Source organism: Cyclobacterium xiamenense, assembly GCF_009467825.1.
Lineage (GTDB): Bacteria > Bacteroidota > Bacteroidia > Cytophagales > Cyclobacteriaceae > Cyclobacterium > Cyclobacterium xiamenense.
Genome location: NZ_WIOK01000045.1, coordinates 1 through 14,335 on the forward strand (window position 1 = coordinate 1; position 14,335 = coordinate 14,335).

A 14,335-nucleotide genomic window follows, 5' to 3' on the forward strand; every position below is an offset into this window, starting at 1 on the left:
TTTTCACCTCACTTTGAATAATTGGGGTAAAACTGTTTTTGTAGCAACTACAATGGCCTTATCTGCTCAATAGGGCACGTTTTTCGGAATTTGAGCTAGCAGCGAGGAGCTTGCTAATCACCGGCCTTGTTGCAAAAAAAAGCCTGCCCATTCCATGGCGGTTGTGCCCGGCCCCTACCTGTCAGGCTGGTAGTACTCCATGGAAATGACTTTTTTAGGGCATGTATACCCAGGAGATCAAACTGTAGGCCGCAGCCCATAGCAGCAGAATTGCCAGGAAATTCAGTACGACTCCCGCTTTCATCATGTCTTTTATGCCAATGTATCCACTGGAAAAAAGAATGGCATTGGGTGGGGTGGAAATGGGTAGCATAAATGCAAAACTGCTGGCCATGGTCACCGGGATGGCAAAAACCAACACCGACGCTCCCAGTCCATCGGCAATACCCATCACCACGGGTAGGAAAATGGTTACCAGGGCCACGTTACTCATGACCTCGGTCAGAAATAAGGAAACGGCCGTTAATGCCAAAACCAGCAAAGCGACCGAAAACCACTGATTTTCGGAGATATAGCTCCCAATCTCCTGAATGATTCCTACTACCTCCATGCCTTTTGCCAGGGACATCCCTCCGCCGAAAAGCAGTAAAATTCCCCAGGGAAGCCGCTCCATGCTCTTCCAATCCAGCAACTTCCTTCCTTGCAGACGCGTTGCGGGGATTAAAAAAACCAACAGCCCACCCACCATGGCAATGATGGTATCGTTTAGGAAGGGGTTGGGAAGTACGTTATTCAAGGGATTTCGGAATATCCATAGGAGCGCCGTAAACACCAGCACCCCGGTGGTACGAATCTCCGCACTGCGAATCGGTCCGAGGGTATCCAACTGGTCTTGGATCATTTCCGCCGATCCGGCGATAGGCCCCAGCCGATTTGGGTAGGCCACTTTCACCAGAAACAGGTACATCAGCGCACCCATGACCAAACCTATCGGCAAGCCCACCAATAGCCATCGACTGAAATCCAGGGAAACCCCGTACAGTTCCTGCATGTATCCCACCAAAACCACGTTTGGAGGCGTGCCGATAATGGTGATGACCCCACCGATATTGGCGGCATAGGCAATCCCCAGCATCAAGGCGAAGGCGAAATTGCGAAAGCCCTTTTTACGCTCCAAGCCCGGATTGGTAGCCTGCATCAACTGCAAAATCGAAAGCGCAATGGGCAACATCATGACGGCAGTCGCAGTATTGCTGATCCACATGCTTAGAAACATGGTAGCCAGAAAAAAGCCCAGGATAATGCCATCCGGCCGGGTACCGGTAATTCTAATCAGGTTGAGGGCAATGCGCAGGTGCAGCTTGTTTCGCTCCATGGCCAGGGCAATGATAAACCCACCCATAAACAGGTAAATCACCGGGTTGGAATAGGGTGCGGTTGCTTCGCTCATGCTGAAAATCCCTAAGAGAGGGAGCAGAATCATCGGCAATAAGGCCGTGACGGGAATGGGTACCGCCTCGGTCACCCACCAACAGAGCATCCATACCGCCAGCGCCAGCACCCGGCCGGCATCCCCCAGCTCGCCTACACCAAAAGACTCGCTTCCCATGATCAAGGCAAACAAAACCGGACCCAAAAAAAGACCCACATTACTGGTAGTCGATACTTCCCGGACGGACTTGGATTTATTCATAGCAGGACATTGCGGCAGATTGGAACGGCCTAAAAATAAGGCGATTTTTCAAGAACTACCGCACCTACCTTCAGCAAATTCGGCCCTGACAGAAATCCAACTCCCCGGTCTGCCTCCCTCAGCCGAAACAGAAATAAAAAAGCTTTTTTTGTTTTAGGTATTTCGGTTTACCTTCGTCCTTTGAAAGAAACGGAGAAGCAATCGAATTATGAGAACCTGGTTTTTGTGTAAAGTAAAGTATGCCAAAGAGAACGAGCAGGGGCTGCTCAAAAATGTATCCGAACAGTACCTGGTAGATGCCGTTTCCTTTACGGAAGCTGAGGCCCGGATTTACGACATGCTGGGCAGCGTGATTCGGGGCGATTTTCAGGTCACCAGCATTGGCAAAAGCAATATCGTGGATGTGTTTTTTTACGAGGATGTAGACGTGTGGCACAAATGCAAAATCACCTATATCGTAGCGGATGCCGACAGCGGCAAAGAGAAAAAAGTAACCCAATACATGCTGGTCACGGCACACCATGTAAAGGAGGCCTACGAGCGCATCTATGAAAGCCTAAACAACATGCTCGTTAGTTTCAACGTGCCGGAAGTAAGCGAAAGCCCCATTGTGGAGATTTTTCCCTATGAAAAAGACGATGAGGAACTTAATCCTGCCATTCCGGATAATTTCAAGCCCTTGGAACAAACGCGTACCGAGGGGGACGATCAATAGGGCTGGGATAGTTGCCTCTTTCCGCAACACTCTTTTTTCTACCGGCTGGCGGGATAGGTGGCCAGGTAGGCCTGGATGCCTCCCTTCAGGTTAATCAGGTTTGTAAATCCATGTTTCTTCTCCAGCAGTTGAATGGCGCGCGCGCTTCGGGAGCCCATTTCACAATGCACGACCACCTTTTTGTCCCGGTCTATTTGTCCGACCACTTCTTCCAAACGGGAAAGTGGAAGGGAAAGTCCACCGATGTTGACACGTTGGTATTCATACGGCTCGCGTACATCGATAAGCTGGTACGGCTCGGTACTTAATTCCAGTTCGTGAAACTTTTCCACAGAGATCCCCTTGCTTTCTGCTAGTTGATCCAGCCCGCAAAAAGCCTCGTAATCAATCAGGCTTTTTTGGGTGGGGCGATCTCCATTCAGGGGGTTATCGGGCCTTCTTTTGACCACAAATACCCGACTGCTAAACCCCAGGGCATCAAAGAGCGCCAATTTCCCGCTCAGCACCTCGCCGATTCCGGTGATTACCTTGATTACCTCCAAGGCTTGCATGCTGCCAATGATACCGGGAAGCACGCCGAGAATGCCGCTCTCCGCACAATTGGGCACCAATCCTGCCGGCGGTGGGCTTGGATAGATATCCCGGTAATTGGGACCAATACCGCCCGATTTATCGCGGAAATTAAACACCGCGACCTGACCTTCAAATTGGTACACCGAACCGTACACATTGGGCTTTCCTGCCAACACGCAGGCATCGTTTACCAGGTAACGGGTGGGAAAATTGTCCGTGCCGTCTGCCACCACGTCGTATTGCGCAATAAGGTGCAGCGCATTTGCAGACGTAAGGCGCTCCTCGTACGTAAGAATCCGAATGTAGGGATTGATCCGTTCCAGCCGATTTTTCGCTGCCAAAACTTTGGGTTTTCCGATCTGATCGCTGTCAAAAATCACCTGTCGGTGCAAATTGGAAGCATCCACACGATCGAAGTCAACGATTCCGATCTGGCCTACCCCTGCAGCGGCCAGGTACAACAGCAGCGGGCTACCCAAGCCACCAGAGCCTACCACCAACACGCGGGCATTTTTAAGTTTTTCCTGTGCCTCCGGCCCAAACTGAGGCAAGGCAAATTGCCGGCTGTAGTGCTCAAATTCCCCATCGGAAAAAACACGGTCGTTCATCATAAGCTGCAGATTCATTTCAAAGTTAGCTACTTTTCCTGGCTATCTCAATACACCAGCCGTGTATCGTACCAAAGACACTTTTTATCGGTTCCACAGTCAGCTGCGATGTTTGTTGACCAAGGTTTACCGAAATTTTCAAGAAAAGGCAAACCAAAAAATCATTTTTTTGGTTTCAAATGCATATTCTTTTATACATTGATGTGATTTTATTAACTTGCACGTTAAACCGATTAAACGAATGAAAACAGTTTCATTAATTTTTCTAAGCCTGTTCGTCTTTTTTTCATTTCCTTCATTTGGCCAGGATGACCGCACAGACCGACTGGGAATTGGTGTCGGACCAGCCAAAATGTACGGCGACAATACCGGCGTTCACAGCCAGTTTAAATTTAAAGTGCTTCCCGTTATTTCCGTTGATTACAGCAAAAAGTTAGAAACGCATTTCGATGTGAAAGCCACCGCCGGATGGCAACTGGTCAACAGTGGGGATTTCTATTCAATGGAACAAATTGACGAGATCGCTGAAGCGAATTTGCCGCATGCGTTCAGAGGAAACGTCTTTTTTGCAGACGTAGTGCCTATTTACCACATCAATCCCAACGAGAGTGGGTACCTTCCCTCCTTGATCAAGGTATACGCAGGATTGGGGTTGGGCTATTTTTATTCCCAACGCACCGACGAACGATTGATCCTTGGCGATCCCCGCCGGAGAACGGAAACCTACCCTGCTTCCGACTCTGGCGTTTATATTCCCGTACGGATAGGTATCTACAAGGATCTTAAATCGGATGCAGACATCGGCCTGGAAGCTACGCTGATGATCAGCCCTTTTTCCGAATTGGATGGCAATGACCAGCAGCAAAAACGATTCAAGTCAGACATGCTCATGCAATTTCAGTTTTACTACCGGATTTTTATGGGCAAATAAGGATTCCCAGGGACCTGATCATCGCCACGCGTGATTCGTACGTAATTTTTAGATAATTTTCAGATAAACTTTTTAAAAAGCACATATCTGTTTAGATTTAAAAGTTCTTGTTCTTAGCGATTACTTTATGAAAATCAACAGTTATGTCTTGTTTCTTTCCGTTGTTGCGGCTTTGGGAGGATTTTTATTCGGTTTTGACACCGCGGTTATCTCGGGTGCCGAAAGGCAAATTCAGGAAGTGTGGAACCTAAGCGATTGGAGTCACGGTATGGCGGTAGCCATTGCGCTTTACGGGACTGTCATTGGGGCCCTGTTTGGTGGGATTCCGGCTGACCGGTATGGACGAAAATCATCCCTGATAGGAATCGGCATCTTGTACTTTGTATCTGCCCTCGGCTCCGCATTGGCACCGGAGGTCTATTCCTTTATGGTGTTTCGCTTTATTGGAGGCATTGGCGTTGGCGCTTCTTCGGTGGTAGCTCCCATGTATATCAGTGAAATCTCTCCCGCGAAAAACCGCGGACAGCTGGTGGCCCTGTTTCAGTTTAATTTGGTTTTCGGTATTCTGGTCGCCTATTTTTCCAATTACCTGATCGGACGTAGCATTGACGTCGAGAGCTGGCGCTGGATGCTGGGGGTAGAAGCCATTCCAGCGCTGATTTACACCCTACTGGTACTCAAGGTTCCGCTTAGCCCCCGCTGGTTGATTGCAAAACGAGACGATTTCGAAAATGCCGAACGTATTTTGAAGCGCACCGATCCGGAGGGGGTATCGGAAGCGATACGATTGGCCCTGGAAGAAAAAAAATTAAGCAAAGTTACCGTAAGTTTTTCGGCCCTGTTTCACGCCAAATACATTCGAATCACCTTATTGGCCGTGTTTATTGCCCTATTCAATCAGCTCTCCGGCATCAATGCGATCATTTATTTTGCGCCCCGGGTGTTTGAAATGGCAGGTATCAGTGCGGAAAGTGCCTTGTTGTCCACTGTGGGTATCGGTGCGGTAAACATGGTCGCCACCATGCTGGGATTGTTTCTAATTGACCGAATTGGTCGAAAGAAACTGATGTACATCGGGTCGTTTGGGTACATCGTATCGCTGGTATTAATTGCGTATTCCTTTTCCGGCGGGCAGATAAGCAGCAGCTTTCTGCCCATATTTGTTTTCATGTTTATCGCCTCCCATGCGATCGGTCAGGGTGCGGTGATCTGGGTATTTATCTCGGAAATTTTTCCAAATGAAATTCGCGCTTATGGCCAATCGATCGGCTGCTTTACTCACTGGATACTGGCAGCGATTATTGCCAACGTCTTCCCCTTCTTTGCCAATCAATTCGGAGCAGTGGTGATATTTGGATTTTTTGCTTTGATGATGGTACTGCAACTCGCCTGGGTACATTTCAAAATGCCGGAAACCAAGGGCCGCTCTTTGGAAGAAATTCAACAAGAATTCAGTAAAGAAAATGCCTAAAAAAATTGTTTGCTACGGAGAAATGCTATGGGATATCTTTCCAAAAGAGAGTATTGCAGGTGGGGCACCGATGAACGTAGCCTTGCATCTGCAGCACCTGGGCATGGAGGTGGAAATGATTTCGAGAATCGGCGATGACAAACTGGGTAAGAAATTACTGGCATTCGTAAAAGGGTTTGGGCTTTCGGATACCTTCATCCAGGTGGATCCGGAAATCCCGACAGGAACCGTGCGGGTCAACGATCAGGATAAAGAAAACATACGCTACGATATCGTCAAACCAGCTGCCTGGGATCAGATTCAATGGTCCGAAACGATGGAAAAAACGGTCAAAAACGCAGACGCCTTTATTTTTGGAACTCTGGCTGCCAGACACGAGGTAAGCAAAGCTACGCTTGATAAATTACTGGAAACACCGGTACTCAAAATCGTGGACATTAACCTGCGGAGCCCCTACTATTCCGCCGATTTGATCGAACAGTTTTTAACCAAAGCAGACATCCTGAAAATCAACGAGGACGAACTCACCTTATTGGCCGATTTCTACGATCTTCCAAGTAGCATGGAAGCAGCGCTGGAAAAAGTAAGCGAGCTTTTCGGTTTTGAACTCATTTGCATTACGCTAGGTAGCAAGGGAGCGGCCCTCTATCAGGACGGGGAAATCATCAGCCATCCGGGATACCCGGTGACCGTGAACGATACAGTAGGGGCAGGAGACGCATTTTTGGCAGGCTTTGTATCCCAATACCTTGCCAACGAATCTCCCGAAAAGGTATTGGATTTTGCCTGCGCCCTGGGCGCATTGGTAGCTACCTATCCGGGCGGTACTCCCCAATACACATGGGGAGACATCCAACGAATCCAACAGCTCTGAGCCCTTCGCTGTACTGTTACTTAAAAGCCGATTCCGACAGCTACCTTAAAGCCCCTGTTAAACACGTCTGCATCCGAATCCTTAAAAACAGGAAGCAGCCCAAAATCGTATCCTACCTGAAAATTCAACCCGGCTGAGGGATTGTATCCCAGTCCGACTACCACTGCCGCATCAAAATCACTTATGGTATCGGTCTCCCAGTCGTAGGTATTGCCCAAGGCGTCTGCTTCGAAGGAGGAGTCCAAGAGCAGCGACGCCTGCGGCCCGAAAAACAGGTTTACTGCATCCGTTGCATAGAGTCGAAAAAGCAAAGGCGCATCCAGGTAATTTAACACAGCCCGGGAGTTAACGAGGTCGTCGTTTTGCGTACCTTTCACGGCATAATAAATACCTGGCTCCACAGAAAAACGCTCTCCGACAAAGCTGTTCCCATAAATCCCGGCATGAAATCCGGTACGGTTGGTGTACCCGTTGCTGCTGATATCCTGTCCTCCCCAATTAAAAAAACTGACTCCACCCCGTAGGCCAAAGCCAGGTTCTCTCTCCCCGTCCTGGGCCATCACTGGCGTCTGCAGGACAAAAATACATGCGGTGATAGCCATTACTACTTTTCTCATGGTGCGTTTTTTATTGGTTTTACAACTAACTATGAAACCAATTTTGTGCCAAAAAGTAATACGCTCCAAACCGATGCTCCCAAGCTTGTTCCGATAGGTGCTTCCCCGTTCTGTCGGAAAACCACCAAAAAGCCTTCGCGTCAAACCACGCGTTTTTCGATATAGCTGGAATTAAGAATGGCCAGGGCACCCATGTATTTGAGTCGGAATTTGACCAGATCGCCCACTTTGTAGCCCTCGGGGTTTTCCCCCAGGTTAATGATGAGCATGTCCGAACTGGCTCCTAAGATTTCAAACTCCCCGTCATCGGCGATCAGGTATTTTGGATCCACGTCCAGCAATCCCAGATCCAGAATCGCCCGGAAGGATGATTTCCCATACAGGGATTCATCGATATCCGCCATTTCACCCTGAGGGTTTGTTGCCAACATCCCCGAAGGCAACAGTGGTTTTTCCTGCATCTCAATGATCTCTGCAAACAACTCAAACACGTCCGGGTTCATTCCGTCGATCGTCTTCTCTTCGAAAAGATCCACACCAAAATAAAGGGTCTCACCTATGCGGAAATGATTCACTCCCTTGGGTAATTGCTTGTGCAGCATTAGTGGAATGGTCACCGAGGTACCCGCAGAAACCCAGGGTATTTTTTTATTGAATTTCAATTCAATAATTTGCTTGTACAGCGAAAGCTGAATCAATTTGTCGGCAGAGGGCATGACGCCATTGAGGCAGTTCAAATTGGTCCCCAAGCCAATGATTTCAAGATTGGGCAATTCAAACACCTTGGCATAAAAATCAATGAGGTGGTCTCCCATGACTCCTTCCCGGAGGTCTCCGGTCTCCACCATGATGATGATTTTGTGCTTTTTGTCCTGATTGACCGCCTCCTCGCTGATCCATCGGATGGTATTCAGTTCGCTATTCAGGCTTACATCGGCATACCTGACCATGTCGGCCAGGTTTCTTTTGGAGGGGGGCTTGATGTACACCGTTTGCACGTTGGGATTGATTTCCTTTACCTTAGCCAGGTTGCTAATGCGGGAGTCGTGTATTTCGTCGGCTCCCATGTCTATCAATTCTTTGATGTACATGCGGTTACCGCAAAGGATTTTTGAGACCACGCCCCAGGATACCTCGTTTGCTTCAAATTCTTTTTTCAGAAATTCAAAATTTCCTCGTAGTTTATCGCGATAAAGGTTTAAGAATGCCATGTTATTTTTTTAATCTCATTTCCAGGTACTTGCTCGTAAACCCGAGCTTTTCGTACAAAATTTTGGCCGGATTGTCGGGTTCTACGTGGAGAGCGATGTCACCCTCTGCCATGCCGATAGCGGTAGACATGAGTTTTTTTCCCAATCCCTTTCCCCGTTGGGATGCATCGACTGCGATGTATACCAAAATATTCTCTGGGATATAACCGGACATACCGGTCTTGTTGACCACGACCGTACCTACAATCTTCCCCGCTTCCCTGGCCATTACGACAAAACCTCCCTTGTCGCCCGCCTGATCCAGCGCGTAGTCGAGACAACGAAGAATATGCTCCTTCGGATCTCCGTACTGCTCCAGGTGTTGAAATAAAAAGTCGGCTATTTCAAGTTTTTGTGGATGTGTTGCCTGATCAATGGGCGAAAGTGTTTCTATAGTAGACATGTAGCGAATAGTGATTAGTTTGGTTTCGATGAATTACTTCTTTGCCTTATAAATAAGCAAAAACACTGCTAGAGATGACAGAACCCCAAAGAAGTTGGGATCCAGACCAAATGGCAGCCCTAAATCCAACATAGACAAGATGGCGGTGGTTCCCCCACCGAGGATCATGGAAGCCATGGCTGCCGATGGAGAGCGCATGCCCCAAAAAAGGCCGGCAATGATGGGGACCAAGAGTCCGGAAACCATAAATGCATACGAATACAGCATCAATTCGAGCACATTGGTCATCTGAATGGCAACAAGCAGGGCTACGGCACCTATCAGCAGGGTAAACAATTGGCTCATGCGCATCACAAAACGGTCCGTTTTATTCTTCAGGTACCTACCAAAGATATCGGTGGTGAGATTGCCCGAAGCGGCCATTAGACAAGAGTCTGCCGTGGATAGCACCGCCGAGAAATAAGCCGACATCATCAGCCCCATAATTCCCGGGGGCAACACGGTACTTAATAGGATGGGCAGCCCCATCTCCGGATCCAGTTCTTCCTGACTGACGGCGATGAGTCCCTGTTCGAAGGCAACCTTTGCCAGCAGCCCCAGGGAAACGCCCATAAAAGCCATAATCGGCCATTCAAACAAGCCGGCAATAAACCAGGCTTTTTTGGCAGATTTCACATCGGTACTTGCAAAAATCCGCTGATAGAGCGTCATCCCCACAAACCAAATCGGCAAAATGGTGATCCCCCAGTTGGCCAAATCCTGCCAACGCAAATTGGTCAGCGAAAAGTACTCCGCAGGTAAGGTTTCCCTTATCGCTTCCCAGCCTCCTACATGGTAATACGAAACCGGCAAACCAATAAAAATAAAGCCCATCATCAGGACAATCCATTGAACAGTATCGGTGTAAATCACGGCTTTGAGTCCTCCCAGTACCGTATAAACCACGGCGATGATACCCATGATCAACAGGGCGAGGTTCAAATCCAAGGGCTTAAAGGTACCGGCAGCAAGCTTTGCCCCGGCCAGCAACTGGGAGGAAGTGAATCCCATGTACCCGACGAAACAGATGACGGCTGCAAGAATGCCCACCTTCCGGTCAAAAAGATGTTGAAATATCTGCGGAAGGGTATAGAATTTCTCAAACTCCGGATTGGCGCGTACCCGCGGGATCAGCAATACCGCTGCCATCCAGGCACCCAATAGACCCGTAAATAACATCCAACTCCCCGATAAGCCCATTAGAAAACCCAGTCCTCCAAGACCCACCGAAAATCCTCCTCCCACATCTGTGGCCACCACGGAAAGCCCTATGTGCCAACTGCCGATATTCCTCCCACCTACATAATAATCGTCTTGTCCGGTATTTCTTCGCATGAAGTACACCCCTACTCCAAGCATTAAAATCATGTAAACGATAAAAATTGCTAAATCTATTAAAGGCATGTTTTATTGGTTAAGTCGATAAATCGCTTCCCATAAATACAATAAAAACTGAGAATTCCTAATGCTGAAGGGGGATAGTACCCGGAGAACACACTAGGATAAGGGAGCCTGTTAAAAAAAAAGACCGGTTTCCCGGTCTTTTTGTGCGTGTATTCTAATCAAACATTTTCCGTACTCAGCGATGCAGAAAAATATTCTCGATTCATTCGCGCAATATTGCTGAGCTTTATTTCCTTCGGACACTCCGCCGCGCAAGCCCCCGTATTGGTACAGGCCCCGAATCCCTCTGCATCCATCTGCGCCACCATTTTTTCCGCTCGCTCCCGCTTTTCTACTTTTCCCTGAGGCAGTAAGGCCAGTTGAGAAATCTTTGCCGACACAAACAACATAGCAGAGGCATTCTTGCAGGCAGCTACACAGGCGCCACAACCGATACAAGTAGCCGCATCAAACGACTCATCGGATATTACTTTAGGGATCGGAATTTCATTGGCATCGGGTACCCCCCCGGTGTTGACCGAAATGTAGCCCCCGGCCTGAATGATCCGATCAAATGAACTACGGTCGACCACAAGATCCTTTAGAATGGGAAATGCGCTCGCCCTCCAGGGCTCTATCGTGATGGTATCTCCATCGCTAAACGAACGCATGTGCAACTGACAGGTAGTGGTTTGCTGGGGGCCGTGCGGCTGCCCGTTAATGTACAGCGAACACATGCCACAAATTCCCTCTCTGCAGTCGTGGTCGAAGTGAATCGGATCCTCGCCCTTATCGGACAGGTCTTCGTTCAGCACATCCAACATCTCCAGAAAAGACATGTCCGATGAAATACCACTGATTGTATATGTTTTAAAGCCACCTTTATCAGATGGGTTTTTTTGTCTCCAAACTTTCAACGTAAGATTCATATCGTAATGAATTTTTTAAGTTCAATCAATTATTTGTAGCTTCTTTGGGTCAACTTGACATTTTCAAAAACAAGTTCTTCTTTGTGAAGAGCCTCTTCTTTTCCCTCTCCAAGGTATTCCCAGGCAGCCACGTAAGCGAAATTTTCGTCATCTCGCAAGGCTTCTCCCTCGGGCGTCTGGTATTCGTCCCTAAAGTGACCCCCGCAGGACTCGTTTCGGTGCAAGGCATCGTCAATCATCAATTCACCCAATTCTAGGAAATCGGCCACACGGTGGGCTTTTTCCAGACTCAGGTTTAGTTCCTCTCCAGTACCCAATACTTTCACGTCGGACCAAAATTCCTCTTTCAGGGTCCGAATCATTTCCTTGGCTTTGGTTAGTCCGGCGGCATTTCGCGCCATGCCACAGTGGTTCCACATGATTTTTCCCAATTTCTTGTGAAAATGATCGACCGTTTTGCTGCCCTTGATTCCCAATAACTGCTGGATCCTGCTCTTAACAGTCTCTTCTGCTTTGCGGAATTCTGGATGATCCTCGGGTATTTTATCGTACGGCAAACCAGCCAGGTAATCTCCCACCGTATACGGTGCCACGAAATACCCGTCGGCAAGCCCCTGCATCAGGGCAGAAGCGCCCAAGCGGTTTGCACCGTGATCAGAGAAATTGGCTTCGCCTAAGGCATACAAGCCCGGTACGGTAGTCATCAAATTGTAATCCACCCAAAGACCGCCCATGGTATAGTGAACCGCTGGGTAAATCATCATTGGTGTTTTGTAGGGGTTTTCCCCGGTAATTTTCTCGTACATATCGAAAAGATTACCATATTTACCACGGACGGCATCCTCGCCATCTCTCAGGATCGCATCCCTGAAATCCAAAAACACCGCTTCTCCCGTCTCATTTACGCCTCTGCCTTCGTCACACACGTATTTTGCATTTCGCGAGGCAACGTCCCTGGGTACCAGGTTGCCAAACGAAGGATACTTGGTCTCCAGGTAGTAATCCCGATCCTCCTCTTTGATGCCCTTTGGCGCAATCTCCCGCTTTCGAAGCTTTTCAGCGATCGCTTTGGTTTTGGGAACCCAAACCCGTCCGTCATTACGTAAGGACTCAGACATCAGCGTCAGCTTGGATTGATGGTCTCCCGAAACGGGGATACAGGTGGGGTGGATCTGCGTGTAACAGGGATTACTAAAGAACGCACCTTTCTTGTGTGCACGCCATGCCGCCGTCACGTTCGAGCCCATGGCGTTGGTCGAAAGGAAAAAGACATTGCCGTAGCCGCCGGTACACAAGAGCACAGCGTGCGCACTGTGCGACTCCACAGCCCCTGTAACCAGGTTTCGCGTGATGATTCCGCGAGCTTTGCCGTCCACGACCACCACATCCATCATTTCCGTACGTGGATACAGCTTCACTTTCCCATTGGCTACCTGCCTGCTAAGAGCAGAGTAGGCGCCTAAAAGCAATTGCTGTCCGGTTTGTCCCCGGGCATAAAAAGTTCGGGAAACCTGTGCTCCACCGAAGGAACGGTTTGCCAGTAACCCTCCGTATTCCCTGGCAAAGGGAACACCCTGCGCCACGCACTGATCAATGATATTTACCGAGACTTCTGCCAGGCGGTAAACGTTTCCTTCCCGAGAGCGGTAATCACCGCCCTTGATGGTATCGTAAAACAAACGGAAAACGGAATCGCCGTCGTTCTGGTAGTTCTTGGCGGCGTTGATTCCTCCCTGAGCGGCAATGGAATGCGCTCGCCTGGGGCTATCCTGAAAACAAAATGCCTTCACGTTGTATCCAAGCTCAGCCAATGACGCCGCAGCGGAAGCACCCGCCAAACCGGTACCAACGACAATTATTTCGTATTTCCTCTTATTGGCGGGGTTGACCAATTTTACATTAAACTTATGTCTGGTCCACTTCTCTGCCAGCGGACCACTGGGTATTTTTGAATCAAGTTTCATCAATATTCAAATTTAAATTCCCTTTTTAATTTCTATTTTTAGCCCACTCAGCTACTCTGCAAGAACATAATTATCGGTATCAACGCAAACAACGCCGGGACAAGGATGGCAAAACCTACACCCACTTTCTGGATAAAGGGCGTGTATTTTTTATGGTTGATTCCCAGTGTTTGAAAGGCACTAGAAAACCCGTGAGACAAATGAAACGCAAGAACAGCCATGCTCACTACGTATACGATTACATAAAGGATGTTTTCAAATGCCGCAGAAACCACCGCGTACCCATTTTTATACGTCACCCCCTCGTAGGTCACATACGGTATCTCACCAAACTTGAACTCATACCAGAAGCCCCGTAGGTGAATCAAAATAAAAACCAAAATCAACGATCCCAGGATACCCATATTCCGAGAGCTCCAGGTACTATTCGCGGATCCCTTGGTCATTGCATACCCTACCGGTCGGGATTTTTTGTTGTGCCTGGTAAGTATGGCCGAATAGATGGCATGCAACGCAATAAATCCAAAATTGAAAATACTCACCGCCCGGATAAGCGGGTTGGATGCCATGGTCTCGGCGTAAATGTTAAACGATTTTCCCTCGTCTGGGAGCAACAATTGCAAGTTTCCGGCCAGGTGGACCACCAAAAACAAAATAAGAAATAAACCCGTCAGGGCCATCAATAATTTTTTACCCAGTGTACTATTCAAGGTTTTGGATACCCAACTCATACAATTTTTCGTTATTACGGTTTGATCTAAATTATTCGATCCAAATTTACATTTGGAATCCATAGCAAACAATCAAACCCCAACCAATGCTCTTATTTTAAAAGGTTCTAAATAACTTCTCTCGTTTACTTGTGCAGATAACCAGAACGCGGGT

13 protein-coding genes are annotated in these 14,335 nt (G+C 48.3%); 4 read left to right on the forward strand and 9 right to left on the reverse strand.

Features of this window, described 5'->3' with window-relative positions:
- Positions 1-214: 214 nt before the first annotated feature.
- Entirely contained in the window at positions 215-1,693 is a 1,479-nt protein-coding gene (locus GCU44_RS21405; protein WP_154859444.1) for an SLC13 family permease, read from the reverse strand.
- A gap of 208 nt (positions 1,694-1,901) precedes the next feature.
- Here GCU44_RS21405 and GCU44_RS21410 point away from each other — a divergent pair, with 208 nt between their 5' ends.
- Positions 1,902-2,408 carry a DUF4494 domain-containing protein gene (locus GCU44_RS21410; RefSeq protein ID WP_092177723.1) on the forward strand — a complete coding sequence of 169 codons (507 nt, stop codon included), beginning with the start codon at positions 1,902-1,904 and terminating at the stop codon, positions 2,406-2,408.
- Between the two features lie 38 nt (positions 2,409-2,446).
- On the opposite strand, the gene moeB is transcribed toward GCU44_RS21410, so the two are convergent.
- On the reverse strand, positions 2,447-3,607 hold the full coding sequence (moeB, locus tag GCU44_RS21415; protein WP_241685059.1) for a molybdopterin-synthase adenylyltransferase MoeB: 1,161 nt from the start codon (positions 3,605-3,607) through the stop codon (positions 2,447-2,449).
- Between the two features lie 223 nt (positions 3,608-3,830).
- Here moeB and GCU44_RS21420 point away from each other — a divergent pair, with 223 nt between their 5' ends.
- From GCU44_RS21420 to GCU44_RS21430, 3 genes are all read left to right on the forward strand, one after another.
- Positions 3,831-4,520 (forward strand): hypothetical protein, encoded by a 690-nt coding sequence (locus tag GCU44_RS21420; RefSeq protein WP_154859445.1) that lies wholly within the window; start codon positions 3,831-3,833, stop codon positions 4,518-4,520.
- 127 nt (positions 4,521-4,647) lie between these two features.
- Positions 4,648-5,991 (forward strand): sugar porter family MFS transporter, encoded by a 1,344-nt coding sequence (locus GCU44_RS21425; RefSeq protein WP_154859446.1) that lies wholly within the window; start codon positions 4,648-4,650, stop codon positions 5,989-5,991.
- A complete protein-coding gene (locus tag GCU44_RS21430; protein WP_154859447.1) occupies positions 5,984-6,865 on the forward strand; it encodes a carbohydrate kinase family protein in 882 nt (293 codons plus the stop codon). Before GCU44_RS21425 ends, GCU44_RS21430 begins: the two co-directional genes overlap by 8 nt.
- Positions 6,866-6,885: 20 nt before the next feature.
- Here the strand turns inward: GCU44_RS21430 and GCU44_RS21435 are convergent, their stop codons facing one another.
- The 7 genes from GCU44_RS21435 to GCU44_RS21465 form a co-directional block, all read right to left on the reverse strand.
- Positions 6,886-7,482 carry a porin family protein gene (locus tag GCU44_RS21435; protein WP_154859448.1) on the reverse strand — a complete coding sequence of 199 codons (597 nt, stop codon included), beginning with the start codon at positions 7,480-7,482 and terminating at the stop codon, positions 6,886-6,888.
- 140 nt (positions 7,483-7,622) lie between these two features.
- Positions 7,623-8,693 carry an alanine racemase gene (locus tag GCU44_RS21440; protein WP_154859449.1) on the reverse strand — a complete coding sequence of 357 codons (1,071 nt, stop codon included), beginning with the start codon at positions 8,691-8,693 and terminating at the stop codon, positions 7,623-7,625.
- 1 nt (position 8,694) lies between these two features.
- Positions 8,695-9,135 (reverse strand): GNAT family N-acetyltransferase, encoded by a 441-nt coding sequence (locus GCU44_RS21445; RefSeq protein ID WP_092177713.1) that lies wholly within the window; start codon positions 9,133-9,135, stop codon positions 8,695-8,697.
- 33 nt (positions 9,136-9,168) lie between these two features.
- Positions 9,169-10,578: a sodium:solute symporter family protein gene (locus GCU44_RS21450; RefSeq protein WP_154859450.1), complete on the reverse strand. Its 1,410-nt coding sequence runs from the start codon at positions 10,576-10,578 to the stop codon at positions 9,169-9,171.
- A 158-nt stretch (positions 10,579-10,736) separates the two neighbouring features.
- Positions 10,737-11,486, reverse strand: coding sequence for a succinate dehydrogenase/fumarate reductase iron-sulfur subunit (locus tag GCU44_RS21455; RefSeq protein WP_092177709.1), 750 nt, complete (start codon positions 11,484-11,486; stop codon positions 10,737-10,739).
- 29 nt (positions 11,487-11,515) lie between these two features.
- On the reverse strand, positions 11,516-13,450 hold the full coding sequence (locus GCU44_RS21460; RefSeq protein WP_154859451.1) for a fumarate reductase/succinate dehydrogenase flavoprotein subunit: 1,935 nt from the start codon (positions 13,448-13,450) through the stop codon (positions 11,516-11,518).
- 47 nt (positions 13,451-13,497) lie between these two features.
- Positions 13,498-14,181, reverse strand: a complete 684-nt coding sequence (locus GCU44_RS21465) for a succinate dehydrogenase cytochrome b subunit (RefSeq protein ID WP_154859452.1) — start codon at positions 14,179-14,181, stop codon at positions 13,498-13,500.
- Between the last annotated feature and the right edge of the window lie 154 nt (positions 14,182-14,335).

Excerpts from the sequence above, each read along its gene's own strand:
- GCU44_RS21405 (WP_154859444.1), bottom strand. The coding sequence starts at position 1,693 with ATGAATAAATCCAAGTCCGTCCGGGAAGTATCGACTACCAGTAATGTG.
- GCU44_RS21410 (WP_092177723.1), top strand. The coding sequence starts at position 1,902 with ATGAGAACCTGGTTTTTGTGTAAAGTAAAGTATGCCAAAGAGAACGAG.
- moeB (WP_241685059.1), bottom strand. The coding sequence starts at position 3,607 with ATGAATCTGCAGCTTATGATGAACGACCGTGTTTTTTCCGATGGGGAA.
- GCU44_RS21420 (WP_154859445.1), top strand. The coding sequence starts at position 3,831 with ATGAAAACAGTTTCATTAATTTTTCTAAGCCTGTTCGTCTTTTTTTCA.
- GCU44_RS21425 (WP_154859446.1), top strand. The coding sequence starts at position 4,648 with ATGAAAATCAACAGTTATGTCTTGTTTCTTTCCGTTGTTGCGGCTTTG.
- GCU44_RS21430 (WP_154859447.1), top strand. The coding sequence starts at position 5,984 with ATGCCTAAAAAAATTGTTTGCTACGGAGAAATGCTATGGGATATCTTT.
- GCU44_RS21435 (WP_154859448.1), bottom strand. The coding sequence starts at position 7,482 with ATGAGAAAAGTAGTAATGGCTATCACCGCATGTATTTTTGTCCTGCAG.
- GCU44_RS21440 (WP_154859449.1), bottom strand. The coding sequence starts at position 8,693 with ATGGCATTCTTAAACCTTTATCGCGATAAACTACGAGGAAATTTTGAA.
- GCU44_RS21445 (WP_092177713.1), bottom strand. The coding sequence starts at position 9,135 with ATGTCTACTATAGAAACACTTTCGCCCATTGATCAGGCAACACATCCA.
- GCU44_RS21450 (WP_154859450.1), bottom strand. The coding sequence starts at position 10,578 with ATGCCTTTAATAGATTTAGCAATTTTTATCGTTTACATGATTTTAATG.
- GCU44_RS21455 (WP_092177709.1), bottom strand. The coding sequence starts at position 11,486 with ATGAATCTTACGTTGAAAGTTTGGAGACAAAAAAACCCATCTGATAAA.
- GCU44_RS21460 (WP_154859451.1), bottom strand. The coding sequence starts at position 13,450 with ATGAAACTTGATTCAAAAATACCCAGTGGTCCGCTGGCAGAGAAGTGG.
- GCU44_RS21465 (WP_154859452.1), bottom strand. The coding sequence starts at position 14,181 with ATGAGTTGGGTATCCAAAACCTTGAATAGTACACTGGGTAAAAAATTA.